The 24,074-nt window shown below is 38.8% G+C and carries 19 protein-coding genes; 12 read left to right on the top strand and 7 right to left on the bottom strand.

The genetic code is table 11. The features are described 5' to 3' along the window. Positions 1 to 1,018: 1,018 nt before the first annotated feature. Positions 1,019 to 2,620 carry an ABC-F family ATPase gene (locus tag ACTRWE_RS16570; protein WP_462880353.1) on the bottom strand — a complete coding sequence of 534 codons (1,602 nt, stop codon included), beginning with the start codon at positions 2,618 to 2,620 and terminating at the stop codon, positions 1,019 to 1,021. Positions 2,621 to 2,815: 195 nt separating this feature from the next. Between ACTRWE_RS16570 and ACTRWE_RS16565 the strand changes: the two genes are divergently transcribed. The 3 genes from ACTRWE_RS16565 to hepT all read left to right on the top strand — a co-directional run bounded on the left by ACTRWE_RS16565 (position 2,816) and on the right by hepT (position 5,384). Continuing rightward, positions 2,816 to 4,096, top strand: a complete 1,281-nt coding sequence (locus ACTRWE_RS16565) for a tetratricopeptide repeat protein (RefSeq protein WP_008465171.1) — start codon at positions 2,816 to 2,818, stop codon at positions 4,094 to 4,096. Positions 4,097 to 4,582: 486 nt separating this feature from the next. Then, entirely contained in the window at positions 4,583 to 4,972 is a 390-nt protein-coding gene (mntA, locus tag ACTRWE_RS16560) for a type VII toxin-antitoxin system MntA family adenylyltransferase antitoxin (protein WP_076923148.1), read from the top strand. Continuing rightward, positions 4,965 to 5,384, top strand: a complete 420-nt coding sequence (gene hepT, locus ACTRWE_RS16555) for a type VII toxin-antitoxin system HepT family RNase toxin (protein WP_008113534.1) — start codon at positions 4,965 to 4,967, stop codon at positions 5,382 to 5,384. Before mntA ends, hepT begins: the two co-directional genes overlap by 8 nt. Positions 5,385 to 6,140: 756 nt before the next feature. Here the strand turns inward: hepT and ACTRWE_RS16550 are convergent. After that, positions 6,141 to 6,371: a hypothetical protein gene (locus ACTRWE_RS16550; RefSeq protein ID WP_462880351.1), complete on the bottom strand. Its 231-nt coding sequence runs from the start codon at positions 6,369 to 6,371 to the stop codon at positions 6,141 to 6,143. Between the two features lie 106 nt (positions 6,372 to 6,477). Beyond that, positions 6,478 to 6,870 (bottom strand): transporter substrate-binding domain-containing protein, encoded by a 393-nt coding sequence (locus ACTRWE_RS16545; protein ID WP_273604640.1) that lies wholly within the window; start codon positions 6,868 to 6,870, stop codon positions 6,478 to 6,480. 488 nt (positions 6,871 to 7,358) lie between these two features. Between ACTRWE_RS16545 and ACTRWE_RS16540 the strand changes: the two genes are divergently transcribed. From ACTRWE_RS16540 to ACTRWE_RS16515, 6 genes are all read left to right on the top strand, one after another. After that, positions 7,359 to 7,964 (top strand): class I SAM-dependent methyltransferase, encoded by a 606-nt coding sequence (locus tag ACTRWE_RS16540; protein WP_462880350.1) that lies wholly within the window; start codon positions 7,359 to 7,361, stop codon positions 7,962 to 7,964. Next, positions 7,957 to 10,911 (top strand): DEAD/DEAH box helicase family protein, encoded by a 2,955-nt coding sequence (locus ACTRWE_RS16535; RefSeq protein ID WP_462880349.1) that lies wholly within the window; start codon positions 7,957 to 7,959, stop codon positions 10,909 to 10,911. The genes ACTRWE_RS16540 and ACTRWE_RS16535 overlap by 8 nt, the downstream gene beginning before the upstream one ends. A 447-nt stretch (positions 10,912 to 11,358) precedes the next feature. Continuing rightward, positions 11,359 to 11,823, top strand: coding sequence for a hypothetical protein (locus tag ACTRWE_RS16530; RefSeq protein ID WP_290208150.1), 465 nt, complete (start codon positions 11,359 to 11,361; stop codon positions 11,821 to 11,823). 375 nt (positions 11,824 to 12,198) lie between these two features. Then, positions 12,199 to 14,043 (top strand): hypothetical protein, encoded by a 1,845-nt coding sequence (locus tag ACTRWE_RS16525; protein WP_290208149.1) that lies wholly within the window; start codon positions 12,199 to 12,201, stop codon positions 14,041 to 14,043. A gap of 17 nt (positions 14,044 to 14,060) precedes the next feature. Further along, entirely contained in the window at positions 14,061 to 16,211 is a 2,151-nt protein-coding gene (locus ACTRWE_RS16520; protein WP_290208148.1) for a sensor histidine kinase, read from the top strand. Position 16,212: 1 nt separating this feature from the next. Next, positions 16,213 to 17,292, top strand: a complete 1,080-nt coding sequence (locus ACTRWE_RS16515; RefSeq protein WP_290208147.1) for a response regulator — start codon at positions 16,213 to 16,215, stop codon at positions 17,290 to 17,292. On the opposite strand, the gene ACTRWE_RS16510 is transcribed toward ACTRWE_RS16515, so the two are convergent. Next, the gene (locus ACTRWE_RS16510; protein ID WP_290208146.1) at positions 17,276 to 18,805 is read right to left on the bottom strand and encodes a DNA cytosine methyltransferase; all 1,530 of its coding nucleotides are present in this window, start codon (positions 18,803 to 18,805) and stop codon (positions 17,276 to 17,278) included. The two genes, ACTRWE_RS16515 and ACTRWE_RS16510, sit on opposite strands and share 17 nt — an antisense overlap. Before the next feature lie 749 nt (positions 18,806 to 19,554). On the opposite strand from ACTRWE_RS16510, the gene ACTRWE_RS16505 reads away from it, so the two are divergent. Beyond that, the gene (locus ACTRWE_RS16505; protein WP_290208145.1) at positions 19,555 to 20,430 is read left to right on the top strand and encodes a nuclease-related domain-containing protein; all 876 of its coding nucleotides are present in this window, start codon (positions 19,555 to 19,557) and stop codon (positions 20,428 to 20,430) included. A gap of 43 nt (positions 20,431 to 20,473) precedes the next feature. On the opposite strand, the gene ACTRWE_RS16500 is transcribed toward ACTRWE_RS16505, so the two are convergent. From ACTRWE_RS16500 to ACTRWE_RS16490, 3 genes are all read right to left on the bottom strand, one after another. Continuing rightward, complete coding sequence (locus tag ACTRWE_RS16500; protein ID WP_290208144.1) at positions 20,474 to 20,815, bottom strand: hypothetical protein; 342 nt, start codon at positions 20,813 to 20,815, stop codon at positions 20,474 to 20,476. Then, positions 20,816 to 21,811 (bottom strand): hypothetical protein, encoded by a 996-nt coding sequence (locus tag ACTRWE_RS16495; RefSeq protein WP_462880348.1) that lies wholly within the window; start codon positions 21,809 to 21,811, stop codon positions 20,816 to 20,818. It lies immediately after the preceding gene. 240 nt (positions 21,812 to 22,051) lie between these two features. Beyond that, complete coding sequence (locus tag ACTRWE_RS16490; protein WP_462880347.1) at positions 22,052 to 22,195, bottom strand: hypothetical protein; 144 nt, start codon at positions 22,193 to 22,195, stop codon at positions 22,052 to 22,054. Positions 22,196 to 22,468: 273 nt separating this feature from the next. On the opposite strand from ACTRWE_RS16490, the gene ACTRWE_RS16485 reads away from it, so the two are divergent. Next, positions 22,469 to 22,867, top strand: a complete 399-nt coding sequence (locus ACTRWE_RS16485) for a DUF6088 family protein (protein WP_008113525.1) — start codon at positions 22,469 to 22,471, stop codon at positions 22,865 to 22,867. Next, positions 22,857 to 23,807 carry a nucleotidyl transferase AbiEii/AbiGii toxin family protein gene (locus tag ACTRWE_RS16480; protein ID WP_069439076.1) on the top strand — a complete coding sequence of 317 codons (951 nt, stop codon included), beginning with the start codon at positions 22,857 to 22,859 and terminating at the stop codon, positions 23,805 to 23,807. Before ACTRWE_RS16485 ends, ACTRWE_RS16480 begins: the two co-directional genes overlap by 11 nt. The last annotated feature ends 267 nt before the right edge of the window (positions 23,808 to 24,074 follow it).

The following is a 24,074-nucleotide window of genomic DNA, read 5'->3' as shown; positions in this document are numbered from 1 at the left end:
ATGACCTAGGTCTGACGTGATATAAAAGCGCTGATACGAAGGGCGTTTACTGCTATAAAAATTTTGCACTACAGAGGTTCCCGAGGCGCTTTGCGCTGCACAGAGGTGGAACGGTATTTTTTAAGTATTTCTCTGTGAACTCTGTGTTCTCGGTGGTAAATACATATTTAGGTTTAACTCTGACGCGATATAAAATCGCTGCTACCAATAATTATCACCACGTAGCAGCGGGTTTACCCCGCGTTTTTGTGTTTAATAACCTAGTTCTGACGTGATATAAAACCGCTGATACGAAGGGCGTTTACTGCTATAAAAATTTTGCACCACAGAGGTTCCCGAGGCGCTTTGCGCTGCACAGAGGTGGAACGGTATTTTTTAAGCACTTCTCTGTGAACTCTGTGTTCTCGGTGGTAAATACATATTTAGGTTTAACTCTGACGCGATATAAAATCGCTGCTACACCCTGATAGTTGCTTTTTTCCTCTAAAAGCGCGGCGTCTCATTGCCCTCTTTGTGCATAATTCACTAAACCCTATTTGGACATAGAGAAGCGAATGAGAGTAAATGAGAAGGCTGCGGGCTTCGAGCTGCGAGGTGCGGGCTGCGAGGTGCGGGCTGCGAGGTGTGGGTAAATGCAATGCCTATAAAATCGCTGCTGCAGGATAGTAGTTGGCTTTTTTATTTCCTCTAAAAGTGCAGCGCCTCTTAATCTCTGTGGTGAATAAATAACTTAAAACCTATTTGCACAAAGAGCAAAGAATGAGGGCAAATGAGCAAATAAAAAATACAGCTTTTCTTTGCCTTTTTTATAAATAAATTACCAATTGCGTTTTAATTGATACCAAGCAAAATTCTGCCGAACCCCGAACCCCGAACCCCGAACCCCGAACCCCGAACCCCGAACCCCGAACCCCGAACCCCGAACCCCGAACTCAAATTACAGGCACAAAAAAACGGCGCTTAAACAAGCACCGCTTTTAAATGGTTTAGGCTATTTCTTTAACCTTTAACCTAGCTCTTAAGCTACTTTATTTTCTTCGCAGCTTGCCAGGTATTCGTCAAACGTACCTTGAAAGTCAATTACCTGCTTGTCTTTAATATCAACAATACGCGTTGCTAGTGACGAAACAAACTCACGGTCATGGCTTACAAAAATAAGTGTGCCTTTAAAGTCTTTTAGCGCATTGTTAAGCGCTTCAATGGCTTCCATATCCATGTGGTTTGTTGGTTCATCCATTATTAGTACGTTAACGTCTTGCATCATTAACTTACCGAATAACAAACGGTTTTTCTCACCACCTGAACAGTTACGCGCTTTTTTATTTGAATCGTCTGCGGTAAATAATAAACGCCCTAACATGCCACGAACCATTAAATCGTTGTGTTTAGCAGTGCGCCACTGCGACATCCAATCAAATAAAGTTAAGTCGTTATCAAAGTCTTTGCTGCTGTCTTGTGGGCAGTAACCAAAGGTCGCGTTTTCTGACCATTTAACTTCGCCTTGGTTACTTTTAAGCTCGTTAACTAAACACCGTAAAAAGGTGGTTTTACCCACACCATTTTCGCCAATTACCGCAAGCTTTGCACCCGCTTCTAGCAATAAGTCGCCGCCGGTAAATAACGTTTCACCGTCAAACCCATGGCCAAGCTTGGTTAGCTCAAGCGCTTGGCGATACATTTTTTTGCCCTCATCAAAGCTCAGTGACGGGCTCATACGGCTTGATGCTTTAACTTCATCAAGCTTAATTTTATCCATTTTTTTAGCGCGCGAGCTGGCTTGTTTTGCTTTAGAGGCATTAGCACCAAAACGGTTAACAAAGTCTTGCAGCTCGTCTATTTCAGCGCTTTTTTTCGCGTTTTCAGCTAATAACTGTTCGCGTTGTAAGCCAGAGGCTTCAAGGTACTTTTCGTAGTTACCTGGGTAAATACGCAGCTCGCCGTAATCAATATCGGCCATGTGCGTACATACCGAGTTTAAAAAGTGACGGTCATGGGAAATAATAATCATGGTACATTTACGTTGGTTAAGCTCATTCGCAAGCCACGTAATAGTATGAATATCCAAGTTATTGGTTGGCTCATCAAGTAGCAAAATATCAGGGTTAGCAAATAGCGCCTGTGCTAAAAGCACACGCAATTTCCAACCAGGGGCTACGTTTGCCATTAAACCATAATGAAATTCTTTATCGATACCCGCATCAAGTAGTATTTCTTCTGCGCGACTTTCTGCGGTGTAACCGTCCATTTCAGCAAAGATGCTTTCAAGCTCTGCCACTTTCATGCCGTCTTCTTCGCTCATTTCAGGCAATGAATAAATACGGTCGCGCTCTTGTTTTACTTTCCAAAGCTCAACGTCGCCCATAATTACCGCGTCAACTACGCTGTATTGTTCAAACGCAAACTGATCTTGGCTTAGGTTACCTAATTTTAGCCCCGGCGTAATAGACACATTACCTGCACTAGGCGTAAGCGCACCGCTTAAAATTTTCATAAATGTCGACTTGCCGCAGCCGTTAGCGCCAATTAAACCGTAACGGTTACCGTTACCAAATTTAGCTGAAATGTTTTCAAACAACGGCTCTGCGCCAAACTGCATCGTAATATTTGCGGTGGAGATCAAAAAAAGGTGTCCTAGAAAAATACTGACAGGGTTATGGGCGCAGCAGGTGCGAAAATAGACCAGGCAATAGGTGTAAATAAGGCGGCAAATTATACAGGCCAAGTATACTAAAGGCTAGCCTATTTAAACGTTAACTCACTTGATTGTTTTTAAGTACGGCTTTATTGTAATAAAAAATATCAAAAAGAGTGAGTTATGTCGCCCGCAAAAATTCGTAGCGAAGTTATAAAACTTAGTAAGCTAAGTGTAAAACAGCCAGATTATTACTTTATTCAGGGTTACTTTTTAGGATTAGGCTTACTGCCCGACATAATAATGCCCAGCCAATGGCAGCCAGACCTACTAGGTGAGATTAATTTTACAACAGACGCTGAGTTAAAGTACCTCGAAAGCCTGATGGAAAATTACAATAACAGCATGCAAAAAGTGATGAGCGAAGACTTTAAAATGCCCACTAAATGCAGCTTATCGAAAACCGATTACCGCGATTCACTCAAAGCTAATATGCCATTACCAAACTACTGTAAAGGGGCATTACAGGCACTTAAGTTTATTGATAAACGCAGCCTAAACAAACACCAAAAAGAGGTGCTAGCAAGTTTGAATGAAGTACTTAGTGCCTTCAGCTCTGAGCAAGCTGCAGTGAAAAAATTTGCTAGCAACCAGGGCTTAGCGCAATCATTTAAAAAGAATTACATCTACTTTGTAGCTGACGCGCTTTACAACATTCGTTTTATTGAAAACACCCGCTGGAGCGATGAAGACGAAGCCGCGTTTAACGAACAATTTTTAGAAGAGTTTGCACACCAACAGCACAGCAATGACTTTGCTGCCGGCAAAATGATTGACGACGAAGTGATTGATCAATTAATGGAAGCAATCCTTAGCGACTTTACCCCCAGCGCGTTTGAACCGATAGAAGCGTTACTTGAACTGTTTGAGGGTTTTATTACAGAGCAATACATAGCACAAAACCAAGGCCACTTTTGGCTGATCCACGAAACACGCCCTTATATGATGCTACGGTCGCACCGAGCACAAATTAACGCACTACAAGGCAATATACAACTTGCCATTGATGAATTTGAAACACTGTTGCAATTAAACCCCATGGATAATCAAGCAAATCGGCATTGGCTAATGAACTGCTACATAATTAAAGGCCAGTGGCAAAAGCTAGATGCGTTTTTAGCTGACTTCGACAGCGAAGAGCTCCATGCCACAGCCAGCCGCGCCTTGAGTGAATTTCATAAAAATGGTGACTCTAGCCAAGCCAAGCAATACAAAAAGCAACTTAAACAGCTTAATAAACACTTTATAAAGCTACTTACTGGGCAAGAAAAACTAAAAAGTGACGACTTTGATTTTTACAGCCCAGGCAGTAAAGAAGAAGTAGGGATATACCTAAATTCACTTGGTAAACAAGCGTGGATAGCCACCGAAGGCAGCTTGTTTTGGTTACGCAAAAAGATCTAAAAAAGTGGAAGATTGAAATTAAAGGTTACGAGCGGCGGGCTTCGAGCGACGAGTAGCGAGCACAGCCTAGCGCCTTTGGCCTTCTCTTTCAGCGTCTCTATGCTTAATGACCTAAATCTGACGCGATATAAAATCGCTGCTACATAATAATATTTGGCTTTTTTATTTCCTCTTTCAGCGCAGCGCCTCTTCTTCCTCGTGGTGAATAAAATAAATAAAAACCTATTTACCACAGAGTTCGCAGAGTACATAGAGAAAGTGATTAAAGGGGAAAGGTAAAAGTTCTCGGACGGCGGGTTTTGGGCTATGGGCATAACTTAGCACCTAGTTACTTCCCCAGAAGCTAGCGCCTTTTACCTAGCGCTTCTTTGGTGAATACATCACTTAAAATTAATTTACGTGAATAAAAGTACATTATCGGTTTTAGTGTTCAGTATAAAACAGATAAGTTATGATTATCTTAGTTTTTACTAATGGTTTTTTATTTTGAGCAATAATATTTTTCAACAAATAGTTAATTACTTGCAGAAAAATAGCGACATTGAAGTGGTTTGGTTGTATGGCTCTCACGCCAAAGGTACAGCACAACCTCATAGTGATATTGATCTTGCTATCGCTTTTAAAAATTTTGATCTTAGCTCGTTTGATAAACGACTCAGGCCAAAAGAACTCGAGCTAGAAATCAGCAATGCGCTTAGCCTAAACGAACAGCTTATTTCAATCGTTGATATAAACTTAATCCCCAGTTACCTTGCATTCAACATAATAGAGTACGGATGTGTAATTTTAGGTAAAAATAGCCTTAGAGCGATGAAAGAGCAGCAGCGTATTTATAGCCAATTTGAATTTGAGATGATAGCGAGTAAGCATGATTGATACAGGAATAGCGCTTTATATAAGTGAAGTAACACGACATATTGATGAATATATGCAAGAACTCGACGAATTAAGCCAAATAGATCAACTTAATAATAGAGACTACCGTGCCGCAGAGCGTTTGTTACAGTTAATGACAGAAGTGTGTATTGGTTTATCTAAGCACTGGCTTAAAAAGTATAAAAACACGACAAGCAGTAATGCCTACCAAACATTTAGTGAACTAACGCAACTCGGTGTTTTAACCGATAATGAGTTGCTTTCATGGCGTAAAATAATCGGTTTACGCAATGCGCTTGTGCATGATTATTTGAATATAGATCAAGAAATTGTGAAGACGATTATTAAAAAACGACATTATGTAACTATGCACTTGTTTAGCCAAAAAGCGATGGCCGAATTAGCAAGCTGATTGAGGTTAAAGGGGAAAGGTAAAGTTCTCGGGCGGCGGGTGGTGGGCTACGGGCACAACCTAGCACCCAGCGCCTTCTCTTTTCAGCGCAGCGTCTCTTCGCCCTCTTTGTGAATAATGACCTTGCGCGGCATAAAGCCCGTCTACGATAACCGTCAACGTTAATCATATCGGTAGGCGGGAGTTTACCTCGCGCTTTTAATTTAAAAACAATTTTGCACCACAGAGGTTCTTGAGGCGCTTTGCGCTACACAGAGGTGGAACGGTATTTTTTAAGCATTTCTCTGTGAACTCTGTGTTCTCGGTGGTAAATATTTATTTAACCTGAACTCTGGTTAAGAGATTTACTAACGTATTGAATCAAAAATGATATTTATGTTTATTTTTCTCTAGCCAGAGATTTCCAGTGAAAACAAGGCGAAATTACGCGTCAATAGCTAGCCTATTGCAAGTAAATTCAACGCAGTTAGCGCTGAAAATAGCTGCTTGAGATTGATTTATTATCCAGAGTTCAGGTTATTTAGGCTTAATCTGACGCGATATGAAATCGCTGCTACTGGATACGAGCAACGGGTTGCGAGCTTGTGCAAACAGCCTAATAACTAGTAATCTCTGTCACTGTCCTAAAACCTAACACCTATTACACTCTTAGTGTTTATGAATGTAGGCGGGAGTTTATAATCCGGCTTGTGATTGTAGTCGCAGAGTTTGCTCGCGCGAAAAGCGCAGCTTTTAAATGTTGCGAAATCTAAGCGTTTAGTAATGTGGGTAAATGGCTTGTATAGCGGATTTATTTTGCTTAATTAACTCATTTATAGCTTGTAACTCTACTTGGCTAATGGTTTTTTTACTTAGCATTAAATGAGTAGAACTCTTATTGATGGCCGCCATATTAGTAACCGCTTCTATTGCTGGGTATTGGTTTATAAAATATTGCGCTGCTAGTTCGTCTTCAATTGCGTAATCAACTCTATTTTTATTGAGCATTGCAAAACGTTTTTCGGCGTAGGCATCATAATAACGTTAGCGGGGTAGTTTTGTTTAAACAGCTCAAACGCAACGCCATAATAACTGCCACGGTTAACCGCCAAGGTTAAATCTTTATAAAAAAATCGCTAATGTTATTTAAATCAGGCGATTCGGTGTATTTATACAGGCGAACTACTTCATCACGATAGGCATCGCTAAAATAGGCAAAATCAGCTCTTGCTGATGTTTTACTCGCGGCAAAAATAACATCAATACGGCCTTCTTTTAATTCTTCAAAAGCGCGCGATGAGGTAGGCAGCAACACAAATTTTAAACAAAAAGATGAGCCGTTAAAAATCGTGTTCAACACGTCAATTTCAACGCTTGTTAAATTGTTTTTTACTGCCACCACATAAGGCGGCCAGTTGCGTTCATTAGTACCCACCTTAAGTGTTTTGTTACAGGCAAATACGCTACAGCTAAAGATTAGTAATACAACAAAAGCGACTTTAAGCATTTTATTACTCTAAAAAATTACAACACTTTAGTATAAACCAAGTTGTAAATATAAACAGGGTTAGGTAGTTGTTATTAAAAGGCCAGCAGCTAAAGCGATTGCACGTAATGTAACCTTTAAAACGCTTGGTAAGCTTATAACGGCTTAAATAAACGTTTATTCAAGCCGTTACACTGCAGGGTAAATAACAGCCATGTTTTTAGTGTGGATTAAGGTAAGTGTTTAATTATCGCTGCTCATTCAAATAGCGCCGAAGCGTTTATATAACTTTAATACTTTCAAAGATGTAGAGTTAATAGGTAAAAGTGTAAATAACATTGGTTTATAACAATTAAACAGTGCTTTTTTGTAATGAAAACATACTACTTAGGGCGTATATATTGCCGTAGCTCTATATTTTTAAATGTTGATACTGTAGATTGGTTATAAATGAATACCAGATTAATAGCTCGCGCTGTTAATAAATAAACCAAGGAGCGGTGAATTTAGTGCCTACTAAAACACTCAATTACTATAATCAACATGCACAAACTTTTAGCGACTCAACGCTTAATGTTGATATGTCGGCGCTTTACGCTGAGTTTTTACCGCTTATCCCTAAACATGGCCATATTTTAGATGCTGGCTGTGGCAGTGCCCGCGATGCTATGTATTTTAAACAGCAAGGTTTTACTGTTAGCGCATTTGACGCAAGTCCCGAGCTTGCAAAGTTAGCCAGTAATTACTTACGACAAGCCGTAGAGGTTAAAACCTTTCAGCAGCTAAATTGTACCAATAAGTACGACGGCATTTGGTGCTGCGCGAGTTTATTACATGTACCAAAAGCTGAGTTACCGCAAGTGTTTTTAAAACTGCAAAATGCCCTAAAACCCAATGGTGTTTTATATGTATCGTTTAAATATGGCACGCAAGAGCGTGTACATAATGGCCGTGAATTTACCGATTTAAATGAAAGTGCTTTAACTGCGTTAATTAACAGCCACACAAAACTTAAAATACTAAAACAATGGCAAACGGTTGACCAACGCCCAGAGCGCGAAAGCGAAGTGTGGCTCAACGTATTATTAACGCGCAGCGAATTAATAAATGAATAGCTTTAACGAACAGCACCAATTGCAAAGTAATAAGCAGCAGCTAATTACGGGTGCCGATGATCCGCTATTACCTAATCTTGTACATGCAATAAATAATGCCACAGAGATTGAAATCACAGTGTCATTTATCCAACCCAGTGGCTTGGCTTTGTTATTTGACCCACTCAATGAAGCTTTACAAAGTGGCGCAACACTAAAGCTGTTAACCTCCGATTACCTTGATATTACTCATCCTAATGCGCTCAGAGAGCTAATGGTATTAGTGGATCGTGGTGCCGATGTGCGTATTTACCAAACACAGAGCAACCAAAGCTTTCACATGAAGTCGTATATTTTTGTCAAAAAAAATGACACCAGCGAAATTACGTCTGGTTGTGCCTTTATCGGCTCAAGTAACATTAGCGCCAGCGCACTTACTAAAGGTCATGAGTGGAATTTTAGACACGATTACATGCAGCCAAAAACAAGCCAAGCAGCGCAGCAATTTTTAAGTATTCGGAATGCTTTTTACGCTATTTTCAACCACGAGTTTGTCAGCAATTTAAGCCATGAATGGATTAATAACTACATTGCTAGGCGCAAAACACAGCAGTTTGTAGCGGTAAATCATGCCGATACAGCGGAACAAATTATTGAACAAAGCGAAGCTAAAACACCAAGGCCAGCTCAAATTGAAGCGCTCAATGCGCTAGCGCAAACTCGCGCTGAGGGCTTTAAACGTGGCTTAGTAGTCTTAGCAACAGGCATGGGTAAAACATGGTTAAGCGCGTTTGATGTTAAACAATTCAAAGCTAAACGGATATTATTCGTCGCGCATCGTGAAGAAATACTTGTACAAGCACAGCGTACTTTTGCTGAACTACTACCGCTTTCAACGGGATTCTATAACGGTAAACACCGCGACAAAAACGCCGACTGTTTATTTGCCTCTATTCAAACCATTGGTCGAAGTAATCATTTAAAGCAATTTGCACCAACGGCGTTCGACTACATCATTGTTGATGAGTTTCATCATGCCAGCGCACGTGTTTATCGTCAGCTATTAAACTATTTTGAACCACAGTTTTTACTCGGTTTAACCGCCACGCCAGAACGTACCGACCAAGCCGATATTTTAGGATTGTGCGACAACAATTTAGTATTTGAGAGAAACTTAACGCAAGGAATTGATCAAAAAACGTTAGTGCCGTTTCATTACTATGGCATTTGGGACGAAAACGTAAACTACCAGGCCATTCCATGGCGCAATGGTCGATTTGATCCTGCAGCACTAGAAAACAAATTTGCGACACAAAAACGAGCTGATCATGCGCTTGCACAGTGGCAACAATATAAACAAAAACGCACCTTGGGATTTTGTATTTCCACCAAACATGCCGATTACATGGCTGATGCGTTTAATAAAGCGGGTGTAAAAGCACTATCAGTACATAGCCAATCAAAAGTACGCAGAAATGAGGCACTTAAACAATTAGAACAACGCCAAGTTGAAGTGCTATTTACCGTTGATCTGTTTAATGAAGGGACTGACTTACCCAGCATTGATACCATATTAATGCTGCGCCCAAGTGATTCTAAAATCCTGTTTTTACAGCAATTAGGGCGTGGTTTGCGTACGCTAGAAGGTAAAACGCATTTAGTGGTGCTCGACTTTATTGGTAACCACCATAGCTTTTTAAATAAGCCTTATGCGTTACTCCATGAAACTACGCCAAGTGGTGTAGTGAAAAAGCTTAAAAAGCCAAATCTAGCTGATGGCTGTTTTATAAATATTGATTTAAAAGTCACCGACTTCTGGCAACAGCTAGCTAAGGCGCAGCGCACCACGGCGCTTGAAGATATAACACAACTTGCTGAGCAACTTGGGCATTTACCCACCTTAAGTGAGTTTTACTACCACTATGGGGATATAAAAAAGGTAAACAGCAATTACACTAGTTGGTTTGAGCTAATTGCTAAAACACAAAACATTGATGATGAGGCACAACAAGGTGCTGAGCAACTAGCGCCGTTCTATGACTTTTTACATAAGGGCATACAAACAACCAGTATGACCAAATGCTTTAAAGCTATTTTGCTTGAAGCTTATGTGGCATTAAATGGTTTTACCATTCCCCCAACAGTTGCAGAACTTGCAGCCATGAGTGCTAAAGTATTAGCGCGCCACCCAAATTTAAAACAACACGATTTATCAGCCAAAGAGCAGCAAGCTGCCGCTGATTCACAAACATGGCAAAGCTACTGGCGTAAAAACCCAATCAAAGCTTACACCAATAAAAATAAAGATGGCACGCAGTGGTTTACGCTAGAAAACGACACAGTAAAAGCCACGTTTGACGTACCCGCAGATAAGCTCGAATTATTAAACAACGCCGTGTTAGAGCTGGTTGAATACAGCTTAGCTAAATACAGTCAACGGCTAGAAGTAAACCTAGCAACAACTGAGCAAAATACTGAGCAACAAGCTGACAATGTTACTCAGCTAGCGTTTAAAGATCGTACCGATACAACAAAAGAGCAAGATAACACATTAAAACTACCGTATTTCCCCAATATAAAAATTGCCTGTGGGCATTTTAAAACAGGGGATGAAAGCGATATGGAATTTATAGACGCGCCACTTGGCGCAGGCAAGCTAGACCCGCAAGTGCACTTTTTAGCGCACGCATCGGGTAACTCAATGAATGGCGGTAAACACCCAATACTTGATGGTGATTTACTGTTACTTGAGCTTATAACGTCCGATAAAGCCGGATCGCTACGCGGCCAAATAGTGGCGATAGAGCGGGATGATATAGGCGGGGAAGGGCAGTATTTACTGCGCAAAGTTAATAAATTATCTAATGGGCAATATGAGCTAATTGCTCAAAACCCAGATTACGAAGTAATGATTGCAGATGAAAGCATGCGAACCTTCGCACGGTTTAAACAAGTGGTTGCAGGTTAGTTTGTAGTCGCGTTTTAGCTTGTAGGCGCAGAGCTTGCTCACGCGAAAAGCGCAGCTTTTAAATTTGTAGGTCGTGCCGTAGGCGTGAGTTTGCCTAGCGCTTTTAAAGTGTAGGAATTGGCTTGAGCCGTGATTTTTACATGGTTTTGGGAAAAGGGATTTAATAACCTCTATTCGAGGTTTTATCGCGTTGGCGATGGCAACCAAAGGGCGGCTGCCGCCGACCGCCCTTTGGAATCCCACGGCGCGCCCGAGGATCACACTGTATCCTCAAGTTAAAAATTGATGTGAACGTAATCGCCGTGTATTCGCCATCCATGGCGAAGTCACGGCTTAACTTGCATCCATGCAAGTGATTACTCATCAATTTATAACTTTCGGGTGTGATCACGGGGTGTTGGAGTATGTTGGTAGATTGGTGTCTATTTTTTAAGGGTTGGGAATCAAATGGAAGAGTACGAATGTTTAGCTTGTGGGTTTATTGTTGAACTAGAACATGGAGTTAAAATTAAACAATGCCCGAGTTGTAAAAGGTTCTATGATAAGGTGAAATTACAGGTCGAAAATGGTAAGAGTTTTACTGAAATCACAGTTAGTCCGACAACTAAGAAAACAGAAAAAGTTGAACTTAAAGAGTCGTGTACTTTTGAAAAAGAATGTCCATTTTGCTCCGAGTCTATTAAGGATACAGCAAAAAAATGTAAGCATTGCGGTGAAATACTTGATGTTGTGCTTAGAGCTGCGGATGAATCAAAAAATGTTAACAATGTCTTCATGAATTCATCTTCTGCTGCGGTAGCAGTTACTGAGCCTAAAGCATTTCCGCATCTTTTACACTTTGTACTTTCCTTGATCACAGGCGGTCTTTGGATCATTGTGTGGGTAATACACTACCTAGCCAGAACAAGATAAAAACTTTTATTCGAGGTTATATCGCGTTGGCGATGGCAACCAAAGGGCGGCTGCCGCCGACCGCCCTTTGGAATCCCACGGCGCGCCCGAGGATCACACTGTATCCTCAAATTAAAAATTGATGTGAACGTAAGCGCCGTGTATTCGCCATCCATGGCGAAGTCACGGCTTAACTTGCATCCATGCAAGTGATTACTCATCAATTTATAACTTTCGGGTGTGATCACGGGGAATTGGAGTGAGTTGGTAGATTGGTGTTTATGAGCAGGAGTTGTTTAATCTGGTTTTAAATATTAATCCTAGCTGAACAATAATTGCTCTAATGATTATAAACTGTTACGTTAATAACCACATAATAAGAAAGGACTCTATTAAATGAAACTCAACCAAGTTTTATCAATCGTCAACCAAGTCGAAAAATCTAAATTCATTTCATGCCTTGATCGTCTTTGTTCAGACGCTGCTAAAAATAATAAAACACTAGCTAAAACAATCGACAATATTGACGGCCAAATTAAAAATGCATCAGGAAGTGAAATAACGCAACTGTTTAATACTGTAAGAGAATTCTTTAAAAACTCAGTTAAAGATCAAATTTTAATGAGCACAGCACAGCTTAATTTATTGGTGAACATATTAAGTCGTGATGGCAACGGAGTCGCAAGAATTAGCTGGATAGAGTCACTTTATGAAAAAGAATGGGCAGAGTTATCCAAGCTCTCAAAGGAGCTAAAAGAGTGTATTCAACAAGGCTCTGCCGAGAGCGTTTTAGAGCGAAACCGAGCATTGAAGATTTATCATGCTTGCATGAAAGAAGCATACTTTAATGATGAAAAAAATAATCGAGAAGCCAAAGTTACTGATGACGAACGCAGTATCCTTAATGTACTGGCTGATGAGCTAAACCTCACTACTGATGAATGTGCCGCTGTAGAGCATTTGGTTGATGTTATTCCTAAAAATGGTGTGCTAGATGCTTTAAATAGCCTCAGAGATATGGGTTTATTATTTATAAGTAAAAAGCGCCAAGAAGTGTTTATTCCTGATGAAATAGTTACCCTACTGAATGAAATTCAAGGCAAAGATTTAGCTGATAAGTACGTACTGAGAATACTTAGAACGCTGGCAGATGCCGAACTTTCTAATGCACTCAAAGCCCATGGTCGTAAAATTAGAGGCATAAGCCGCACTGATAAAATTCAAACAATTATCCATTCAGGAATTAGCGCTGCTAAATTATTATCAGACGATATTCATAACGTTGAAGATAACCAAAACCAACGTAAAGACAGATTAAAACAGCTTATACAAGATTTAGAAATTGATACAGATAAACTAGGCACCACTTTAGATGAGCGTATTGGGCTAATATTATCATCGTTATCAGGTGCAACAGAGAAAGAGTTTGATTCTCTTAGTGCCAGCGGCTTTAAGCAGCTTCTAAAAACATTAGAAGAACACTTCCCAACCATGCAGGCTGTGCTTAAAGAAGCATTTGAACTCGAAGTTAACGAAGTTATAGATACTGAAAAGCTACGAGCTTTGAGTATCACACCACACGACATTTTATATTTACTCTCAAATGATGAAGTAAAAGAAGTCCGCGATAGTATGGGGCTATCCAAGCGAGGCAATGCACGCTTTGCAATCTTAGAAAGCTTTGCAAACGCAACAGATAAATTGATTGAAAATTATGATGCACTAGCACGCCGCGATATTAATGCGTTAAAAGAGGCTGGAGCAGATGTAACCGAGGCCGATATTGGCGTTAAGTTTGAAGAAGTCACAAAGGCTATCTTTGAACTATTAGAGCTTAATATTGACGAAGACCTGAGAAAAGACCTAAACACTACTAAAGATAAAGCCGATATCGTAATCTCGCTTAGTGATAACGACATAATTATTGGTGAAGCAAAAACCTGTAAAAATGGTGATTTTGCTAAATATTCAACAACATCACGCCAAGTAAAAGCTTATGTAACACGGGCTGAAAATCAGGGTAAACGTGTAGCACAAGTATTGATAATTGCCCCCAGCTTTTCAGATGATTTTATCGAATCAGCAGAGATGGATACAGAAGTAAATATTTCATTGTTAGAAGCACATGGTCTTAAATTAATACTTGATGCATACAAATCAAAGCGTAACCCAAGTTTTGCGCCTAAGTTACTGACCAAAGGTGGCTTGTTGAAAGCTGAATTGATAGCGAAGAATATATAGATATTTTGGAGAAAAATTTGCAAAAAGATAATTTATTTAAATTAAGGCCGGCTGGTAGACATATTCTAGCTATGGGCAGAGAGTTGATTAAAGATAATTATTCAGCTGTTATGGAGTTAGTTAAAAATGCTTATGATGCTGATTCAGAATCAGTGAAAATGAAATTTGAGCTTGACCATATAAACAAAAATATAAAAATCACTATAAAAGATTTTGGCCATGGGATGAGCCGAGAAACAGTTTTAAAAAAATGGTTAATTCCTTCAACTGACGATAAATTAAAAAGAAAAAAAAGCCCTAAAGGAAGAGTTATGCAGGGGCGGAAAGGTTTAGGCCGTTATGCTGCAGCTATTTTAGGTAATACTTTAAAAATGCAGACTGTTGATCAAACTGGTTATCAGACTCTTGTCGATATTAACTGGAGTGACTTTGATAATGCTGAATTTATGGATGAGGTGGAGTTACCAATTGAGACCTCTAAAGTTAGTGACAAACCTGGAACTGAAATACATATATTCGGAGATAAAGAGTTTTATGAGTTTTGGGATGAATCTGAATTCAACAATTTAAAATTTGAATTAAAGAAACTAATATCTCCAATACATGAAAATAATAATTATGACGATTTTAAACTTTATTTAGATATTCAAGATAGCAGACAGGGAGGGCTATTCCAAGGAGATGAGAAAATTGAGCCATTTCCTTTATTGGATTATTACGATTATAAAATATCGGGAAGAATAAATAACCAAGGAAAGGGTTTAATAACATTTGTCAATAACAAAGAACAAGCCGTTGAGGACGATCAAATAATATTCAACTTTGGAAATAAAACAAAGTGCGGTGATATCGAGATTGATATCAGAGTGTATGATCGTGAAAGTCAATCAATTGATAACCTTATTAAAAAAGGTCTAAAAGACGAAAGCGGTAACTATTTGAACAAAAGCCAGGCCAAAAGCTTATTAAATCAATCCAATGGTATTGGTGTATATCGTAATGGTTTCAGGATACGACCATTGGGAAACCCTGATTTTGATTGGCTAAAATTAAATAGTGACCGAGTCCAAAATCCTTCTCTCCATATTGGTAGTAATCAAGTTATTGGATTTGTAAAAATACAAAGCGAAGAGCTTTCAAATTTAAAAGAAACTAGTGCTAGAGATGGCATAAAGGATAACAAAGCATATCAGAACCTTATTGCTATAGTAAAAAACGTACTAAGTGAGTTAGAGGTAAGGCGTTTTGCTTATAGAAGAAAATCAGGATTGACAAAGGGAGCTGTAAAAATAGAGCAAGATTTTGAAAAGCTTTTTTCTTTTATTGATGTAAAGAAGCAAATTAAAAAGACATTAATCAAAGAAGGTATGTCGGAAGAGTCTACAGACGAAATTTTTAAAATTCTAGATGACAAGGAAGCTGATAGTGCCAAGTTAATCCAAGATATTAAAAAGAAAGTTGCTATATATCAAGGACAAGCAACTTTAGGTAAAATAGTTGATGTTGTAATGCATGAGGTTAGAAAGCCACTTGGGTTCTTTAACAATCAGTCTAAAAATTTAGATTATTGGGTTGGTGAGTATGTTTCATCACCATCACCAGAAAATAAAAATGAAATTTTGAAAATATCTAAGAATTTCAATATAAATACCAATGTACTTTCAGAGCTATTTAATCGACTAGATCCTTTGGCAACGACACAACGAGGGAAAAAAACAAGTTTTAAAATAAAAGATTCAATTCACCATTCAATAAGTGTTTTTTCAAGTCAAATTAAAGAAAATAATATTTTAATAAATATTAATTGCGATGAAAATATTGAGTTGGTTGGCTGGATTAATGACATATATGTAATTATTACAAATTTGTTAGATAATAGTATTTTTTGGTTGATTGAAAAAGATATAAAAAACAAAGAGATAAATATAATTGTTAGAGGCAATGACAGTTTGTTTGAGTTTCTTGACTATAAAGATAATGGGCCCGGAATATCAAAAGAACTCATTGAAACTGAATCTATTTTTGAGCCTCAATTTTCAACTAAGGTTAATGGTATTGGTATAGGTTTACCTATAGCAGGAGAAGCTGCACACAGAAATAAATTAGATCTCAAAGCATTTGAGTCTGATACCGGTGTTTATTTCAGATTACAGTCAATGGAAGAATGAAATGAAAATATTGTTAGTTGAAGATGAAACTAGTTGTATAGATGATTTTGAATCAACTTTAAAAAGGTATAATCATCAAAATAATAAGTGTATTCAGTATGAAGTAGCTAAAAATGTTGAAGAGGCGAACTCAATATTAAATAGCTCATTTGATGGAGCTATAGTCGATTTAAAACTTGAATCAAAAGTGACTGGTGGGAATGAAGTAATAAGAAATATACAGGAAAATTTTAGAATACCAATTGTAGTTTTTACAGGGACGCCAAGTAACCTAGATCAAGAAGAAAATCCGTTACTTGGCCTATATTTGCGAGATCGTGGGTATGATGATGTTTTGAATTTTTTAGTTAAAATATACAATACAGGTTTAACCCAAATCCTTGGAGGCAGAGGTCTTTTTGAAAAGGCGATGAATGAAGTTTTTTGGACTAATATTCCACAAGCTATTGAGCATTTCCAAAAAAATTGTAACCCTGAAATAAGTCAGGTGCAATTATTGCGCTTTACTTTAGCTCATATGTACGAACATATTGATCTTGATTTTAATACCAGTAGTAATTCTGCTGAGACCTACATATATCCAGGGAGCACAAAACTACAGGGAGGGTCTATTGTAAGAAGTAAAATGCAAAAAAACCTATATATTTTATTAACACCGGCTTGTGATTTAGCTCAATGCAAAGCTGATTATTTACAGCTAGCACAAATTAAAGAGATTAGAGAAGTTCCAGAAATAATCGATATTTTACCAGCTGAAGGTGAAGAATTAAGTAACAATAAGTCTAATAAAATAAATAATAAAATTCAGAACTTTGTAAGAAATAAAGCTGCAAGATATCATTATCTTCCAATGTTCGGTGCAGTCGAAAATGATAGTGTAGTTGATTTTCAAAATATCCATTCTATAGAAGAAAGTAAATTTTTAGAACATTACGAACTTTTAGGATCCGTTTCAAATTATTTTTACAAAGATCTACTTAACCGTTTCTCGGCGCTGTATTCAAGGCAAGGTTCACCTGATTACGATTTTATAGACGAAGAAAGAAAGTTGTTTTTAAAATTAACTAATACAACAGCTTAAAAATAATATAGGCTATCTGCTGTGCCAAATATGGTGGCACAGCATTTCCTACCTGAACATACTGATTAGTTCTCGTACCTTCAAAAATATAGTTATCAGGAAATGTTTGTAAGCGTGCGGCTTCGCGGACACTTAAACTTCTACATTGTTGCGGATCGTAATGTACGAAGTAGTGGCCATCCTTTGAAATATGGCTTGTTACAGTAGTCGCATATTTATCGGCTACTTGAACGCGGAAACGGTCTGCATGTGTTCCTGTATCCCAGTTTGCATGGGCAGGTGCTAACTCGCTAGGAAAATGACGAGATTTTGGTGATAAGCCCTCTATTTGAGCATAAGCGGCGCAGTATGCGTAACGTAGTAAATCATCGACCATATGTCCTCTGGTTTCATGGTTTAGGACCACGTTTAAGTTAGGGTCTAAATACCAAGCTTTTAATGACTCTGGCATGGTTGGGGTTTTGTCGCTTAATGCACTCTCTATTCTAGACAAACCGATTTTTGGTTTGAGATTTAAGCTATTTGCTGATTCTGGGTCAAATTGTTTTTTCAGAATCCGCTTTAACTTAGCTGCATTTTTAGTAACAGCTGTTTCCCAATCTTTTGCATTGTCTTTTTGTTTAGAAAAACCACTACGTAAATTAGGTAAATCACCAATAGCTTGTTCTACGGTAACTTGATGTTCGCATACGTTTAATGTTTCTGGTGTTGCTTTTATATCCTCACGCACACCGAGTAAAATCACACGATGCCTAGCTTGAGGTATACCGTATTGTTCGCAGCGAATTAAGAAATCGGCAGAGTCTTTGTACTGTGGATTCACTGGGTTTTCGGCATCAACGACTAATGAGTAGATTTTATATTTTGGAATCTTTTTTTGTTTAGTTACTGAGCCAGGGTTACGCAAGTCTTCCAATATTTGCGGAAACATAACTTGGCCATTAACTTTGGCTGTTAGGATTCCGCGAACATTCTCCATTACAAACATATCTGGTTTAGCTAGGCTTATTACCTGTAAATATTCTTTGTATAAAAAGTGACGAGCATCATCTTCTGCAATATAGCTTTTATTTCCGGCATTACGTGAGCGGCCAGCTAATGAATATGCTTGGCAAGGAGGGCCACCGATTAGAACTTTCGGACCCTTATGTTGTTTTACGAGTTCTTTTATGCGCTTATGAATAAGCTTATTATCTTTGCCCAGTTCTTTAGCGCCATTTAAAGTTTCTTGGTTGGCTTCTGTTGCAATATCGGGGTGAAGCTCAAATAACTCATCTCGTGTAATTTTTCCATGTAGGTAATCATAGTAATTATCTAACGGTTGGCACTTTGTTTTGAGTAATCTGAAAAAAGCGCGAGTGGTTAAAGTTTGGTGAGCATTTACATCTTTCTCAACAGAAATACCTATTTGAAAAGGTGTTTTACCGTCATCCGTTTTAGCTGCGGAAATCCCTTCACCAAGGCCACCAGGCCCTGCAAACAAATCAATGACAAGAATTTCACCGTTTTCCATAACTAGCTAAGCAACTACAAAATAAAAAAGACAGAGAATCATACCAGGCATGATCCGAGTCATAAAGAGTTATATGAGATTAAAGAGGATGACTGGCTAAAATAGCAGCTAATTGTATAAATATGAACACAGAAGCTAAGCAATTCCCCCGTGATCACACCCGAAATTGAATTAATGATGAGTAATAGCAGCGCATGGATGCGCGTTAAGCGATGCTTACACACGGACGTGTTTCATCGCGTTTACGTTCATATCATTAATTTGAATTAAGGAAGTAGTGTGATCCTAGGGGCGCCGAGAGATTCCAAAGAGAAGTCGGCGGTTACTTCTCTTTGGTTGCCGTCGCCAACGCGACATGTATAAATAAAGGCGTCGAGCGTCGAGTTGCGGGCTTTGAGTATTAAAAGCGGCGCTTTTCACGTCAGTAAGCTGCACGTCTACGGTAAAATTTAAAGACCGATGCTGGGACAACTCCCTCGTCATTTTGCCCTAAAAGACTCAATTGATGAGTAATTAAATGCATGGATGCAATTAAAGCCGTGACAGGCACATGGATGTGCCTTACACGGCGTTTACGTTCATATCAATTTAGGCTTTGAGGAAAGTGCAAAATGCCCGGGGCGCCGTGGGGTTCCAAGGGGCGGTCGGCGCATTAACTTAGTAAATAGCGCCCTTTGGTTGCCGTCGCCAACGCGACATGTGACTGTTTTTAATGTATAAAGTACAAGTTGTCATTATAGGAACTCGTCATGGATGATTTTTTAAACCATAGCTTAAGTGTCATGCTTATTGCTGCGTGCGTTTACTCTTTAGTAGGCGTTTTATTTTTTCGTATTTGGTCACATCAACGCAGTGCTAAACTTCCTATCGAGCGTCATAAATTAAAACGTGTTGCCGCGCAAACTCTTCAAGAGCAAGTGAATGACAAGATTGTTGATGTTATTGGCCTAATATCTTTAGCTGCACTCATTGTTATAATGCCTTTTGCAATTAAAGGGATTGCTGAAATGCTTGCTAGCGGCAAGTTTAATTACTTCTTAATTATTATGATCATGTTGGGTTTAGCCTATGTAGCAAGGAAGCTTTGGGTTAAATCAAATCACTTAATAAAGCTAAAGCTTGGACGTGATGCCGAACTTGCTGTTGCCTCTGAACTTATAGAGTTACAGTCACATGGATACCAAGTATTTCATGATATACAAGCTGATGGTTTTAACATTGATCATTTAGTAGTAGGGCCAAATGGTATTTTTGCTATTGAAACCAAGGGCAGGCACAAGCGAATAAAAGACGATACAAATTACAAAGTTAAATTTGAGAATAATCATTTAGCATTTCCCTCTTGGTTTGAAAGTAAGCCGCTAGAACAAGCCCAAAAGCAGGCTAATTGGGTGAACAAATGGCTACAAGAGGCAACGGGTTTTAACACGCAGGTTTTCCCTGTTTTGTGCTTTCCTGGTTGGTTTGTCGAATTAAAACAGCGCCCACTCTTTCCAATTGTTTCGCATAAACAAATAGTGAAAACGATTCTTTCGATGCGACAAGTAAATTTAAACCAAGAGCAGCAACGTGCGATTTGTTATCAGGTAGTACAGCGCTCTTTGCATGAAAGTAAAGCAATTTAAAAGCTGCTCTTTCAGGTTCAGATGAGTGTAACTGAATACGCGACTACTTTGAAAAATAAGTAACAATGCAAAGACAAAGCATCATACCTGTGACTGAAATCAAGTGGACTGCGCCTAACACTTTGTCAATTGGACGAGAGTACTTGGCTACAAAACGTCCATCAAACATCGGAGTTGGTATGCGGGAGCGTTCAAAAAACATCGCAAATACATAAAATGAAACACTAGCGCCAATACCTTTGTCCCAATTTGGGGGAAGCACTCCATCCTTTTCCATATTTTTATTAATATGTTTGACTGAAATTCTCGAAAATAAAATGCCAGAGGCAAAAGTACCTATCATAAATACGAACAGAGAATATCCAGCAAAATGAGCTGCGGGCATTTAAAAGACCCCTTCAAATATAGGTTTTCTGTCGTATATGTTTTCAGACGTTTTTTTCATAAATTTATTCATTTTTATACTTGCTGTAAAACCGACATATAACCCTACACCTATCGCAATAACCCATCCATAAGGAGTTAACATAAGCAAAGAGCTGAGTGCTGTGGTAGTAATCGAACCGACATAAATACCAGATGCGGTAGATGCACCAAAACTGGCTAGCTCAGTTGATAAACTTCTTTGCCAGTCGCCACCATTTTTGTAATCGTTGTAAACCGAGTTTGCTCTAAAAGCGCCATCGAGTAAAATCATACCATTACCAAGCCAACGGCCCGTATTTTCAATATATTTAATTTTTTTAAACTCTGCGGTGCTGCTTATATCTAATTTAGTGGAGTGTCTGGCACTTTTAGCTATGTGAACGCCACGATTTGGGTTAGACCAAACCGTTCCTCTACGACTTGCACGGTTAGTATTCATAAAACGTTGTAGTTCAGCTTGATATTTAAGCTGAAGCTCTTTAAATAGTTCAAGAGCTTTTTGCTCTAAAGCGACCATATGATATTTGGGCATACCTGACTTATGTGCGGCTCGTATATCTTTTAAAGATACTTCATATTGACCCGCTAAAGTAACAAATTTTGAACTGCGAGCTTCTATTGATGTGGCACCTGAACCAACAATACCATGTGCGTTGCTTGATAAAAATGGTATAACTTGAGCTTGAAAGTCAGAAATAGCAAGTAATGTTTCGGTGCCAAAATCTCGCAGCATTCCAGCTATGTTTCTTCTTGATTGTGCTGGTAAAAACGCAAATTGATTGACTATATTTTTTTGTTCTGTTGTGGGAGCACTTAAAGAGTCAGTGTATTCTTTGCGCCAAATATAGGGTGTACCTGAGGTGATTACTTTACTTTTTATGTGATTGTTATCTTGTGAGAAAGTATTGTTTTTATCTGTTTTACATTTTACTACTTCTGCAGTAACTGCATCCAAGCAGATTCTAATTTATAGAGCCATGTTCAGTATCCTTACTTTAGTCCATTATCATAAATGCTAACGCCTTTTAGTTTAACCGTCAATGCCAAGTATGAAGGCAACCACAGAAGGCATTGTAAGAAATATATTATTATGTGGCAGGATTGGAGGGGTTAAATAATGGCACTTTTTTGGTTACCGTCGCCAACGCGACATTTACTAATAAACGCGTCGAGCGTCAAGTTGCGGGCATCGAGCTTAAATGTTAAAAGCGGCGCTTTTCGCATCAGCAAGCTTAACACCTACGGTGGGAATAGGTAAAAGGTTTAAGGTTAAAGGCGCTAGGCTGAATTTATAGCCCGTCGCTCGCTGCTTGTCACCCGAAGCTCGCTGTCTTCTCATTTACTCTCATTACCTCTCTTTGTGCATATATGGTTTTAAGTGATTTATTCACAAAGAGGTAATGAGGCGCGGCGGTGAAGAGGTAAGAATAAAAAGATGTGTTCAAGGGAGGTAACTAGGCGCTAGGATATTTGCATAAGCTCGATGCACGCAGCCCGTTGTTGAGTTTTTGCCTAAAGGTCAGCGTGCTATTACTCTTTTAATGTCGTATGTTTGCATTGTTTAGATGTCGTATGTTTGCTATATTTTGTCTAAGCAACGAGAGTAATTAATATGACAATAGCAAGTAAAGTAACCACAAGAATAAACCGCTCTAAGCGTTATGTTTTTGAGCGCGCTGATTTTGCTGATATTGCAGGTTACGACCAAGTTGGCCGTGTTTTAAAAAAGCTGGTAGATAGTGGCCAGTTGTTACGTATTGGTTATGGGCTTTATACTAAAGCGCGAGAAAATCGCATTACTGGTAAGTTAATGCCAGCATCACCTGCGGGTGCAGATGGTGTCATTTTAGAGGCTATTGAGAAACTGGGCGTTGAGTATCAATTCGATGAATTTACACAACGCAGTCTTAATGGTGAAAGCTTACAAGTTCCCGCTTCATTTAAAATAATGACCAATAGCCGCTTTAAGCGTAAAATTGTTGTAAATAATAGCGCTATTAATGCGAGTTGATAGTGATTTATTTTTAGATGTAGCGGATGCTCTTGGTATGGGTAACCCTGCTATTGTTGAAAAAGATTACTATGTAGTTGCATTACTTAAGCTACTTTGTGAGCTATCTTTTGATACGCATTTTTTAGTTTTTTCAGGTGGTACGGCATTAACAAAGTCAGGCATTAAAACTCATCGAATGTCTGAAGATGTTGATATAAAAATCATTCCCAAAGATTTAACTGCTAACACGTCTAAAACTAAAAGAAAAAAGGCTAGAAAAGCGCTCCACTTACAGTTAATTGCTGCAATTAATTCACATGATTATTTTTCTGTAGAAAATACTCCAACTGTTTTTGATGAATATCGATATCAACAAATTGATATTCGCTATCCTCAAGCCCATTCAAAAGCCCCATGCTTACGACCGTTTATTAAATTAGAGCTTATTGAAACGTTACTTTTTGATAATGTACAAAGCCGCAATATATCTTCTTTAGTGAACGAGGTAACTCAACAGGCACCAGAAGTGCCGCTGATGGACTTTTCTAGTATTGAGAGTACACAAGCTGAAAAGTTAGTGTCTATGCTTAGGCGCACAGCGAGCTTTGCACGTGATAATAGAAGAGACGATGATCCTGCGCTAATTCGCCATGTTTATGATACGTATTATATTCAACACGCTGGGTTGGCGGATGCATCAGGTGTGGTGCCTTTAGTCAAAAAAGTCATAGCAGAAGATATTACCCGTTACGGTAACCAGCATTTAGAATTTATGGCAGAACCGATTATTGAACTTAAGTTTGCCTTAGATGTATTGCAAGCGAACTCACTCTATGAAACGCGTTTTAATGAATATGTTGTTCCAATGGTTTATGGTAGTCATAAACTGGTGTGGCAAGAAGCATTTGATGTATTCAAATCATTTTGTAAGATTGTTTTGAATGATATTGAGCTTTAACCATCAAATTTGAAAAGCGCTGTATTTTCACAATCACCACACACTAATGCTCAGAGCGCCGAGAGGTGACGAATAACCAACAAAAATATCAGGAATATTTTTGAATAACTTTGCTCAAAGGCGACGAGTATCGAGTTGCGGGTTTCGAGCCATTAAAAGCTACGCTTTTCACGTCAGCAAGCTTAACGCCTACGGTGGGAATAGGTAAAAGGTTTTAGGTTAAAGGCGCTAGGCTGAATTTATAGCCCGTCGCTCGCTGCTCGAAAC

The sequence above is a fragment of the Pseudoalteromonas sp. G5_S1_54_S4 genome (assembly GCF_054968565.1).
The sequence above is the reverse complement of the archived record's forward strand: the minus strand, read 5'-3'. Positions and strand labels throughout refer to the sequence as shown.